The sequence below is a fragment of the Inquilinus limosus MP06 genome, assembly GCF_000767795.1.
GTDB classification, from domain to species: Bacteria; Pseudomonadota; Alphaproteobacteria; order DSM-16000; family Inquilinaceae; genus Inquilinus; species Inquilinus limosus_E.
Window position 1 is genome coordinate 1 of record NZ_JANX01001007.1, and the last position, 1197, is coordinate 1197.

Annotated in this window: 1 protein-coding gene; it reads right to left on the reverse strand. The window is 71.7% G+C overall.

The features are described from left to right. Positions 1-140: 140 nt before the first annotated feature. Complete coding sequence (locus P409_RS34790; RefSeq protein ID WP_034849533.1) at positions 141-1091, reverse strand: ABC transporter permease; 951 nt, start codon at positions 1089-1091, stop codon at positions 141-143. Positions 1092-1197 lie beyond the last annotated feature (106 nt).

Below are 1197 nucleotides of genomic sequence, written 5' to 3' on the forward strand. Positions count from 1 at the left end.
GTCCGGCGCGATCCAGGGAGCCAGCAGCGCCGCCGCGACCTGCAGCAGCACCAGCGCCCCGCCGATCCAGACCAGCGGGTGCCGCGGCGCGGCGATGCGGCGTCGGGATGGTGGGGCCAGGGTCTCCGGCAGCGGCGCGGTCATCTGAGGCCGATCCGCGGGTCGAGCGCGGCGTAGAGCATGTCGGTGACGAAGTTCACGACCACGAAGCCGGCGGTGACCAGCAGGATCGCCGCCTGGATCAGCGGGTAGTTCCGCTCCGCGATCGCGCCCAGCATCAGCCGGCCGAGGCCCGGCAGGGCGAAGACCTGCTCGACCACGATGGCGCCGCCGAACAGGTAGCCGGCGGAGATGCCGAGCGCGGTGACGAAGGGGATCATGGCGTTGCGGAAGGCGTGGTGGAACACCACCGACCGCTCGCTGACGCCCTTGGCCCTGGCGGTGCGGATGTAGTCCTGCCCCAGCGCGTCGAGCATGGCGGAACGGACGATGCGCGACAGCGAGGCCAGCACCGGCACGGCCAGGGCGATCGTCGGCAGCAGCATGCGCTGCAGGTTCCCGACCGGGTCCTCGGCCAGGGGCACGAAACCGATCGCCGGGAAGGCCGGGAACACGCCGTGGAACAGGTAGATCAGCAGCGCCCCGAGCCAGAAGGACGGCACGGTGACGCCGGCGATGGTGACCACCCGCACCAGATAGTCGCGGGCGGAGTTGCGGAAATAGGCCATCAGGCAGCCGGCCGGCACCGCCAGCGCCACCGAGACGGCGAGCGCCAGCAGCGTCACCTCGATGGTGACGCCGATCCGGGCCCCGATCTCCTCCAGCACCGGGCGGCCGGTCCACAGGCTGGTGCCGAGGTCGCCGGTCAGGAGGCCGCCGAGCCAGGCGAGGTACTGCGTCACCATCGGCTGGTCGAGGCCGAGGCGCTGGCGCAGCGCCGCGATCCGGTCGGGCGTCACCTCGCTGTTGGCGCCGAGCATGATCTGCACCGCGTCGCCCGGGATCAGCCGGATCATCAGGAAGGCGACGACCGAGACCCCGAACAGCACCACCAGCAGGTCGAGCAGCCGCCCGGTCAGGAAGCGGGCCACGGGGCCGTCCTCCCAGATCCCGTCCAAACCACACTCCCCCTCCCCTTGCGGGAGGGGGTAGGGGGAGGGGTTTGGTGCCACGAGAGCCGAGTCCTTCGACCGGCAG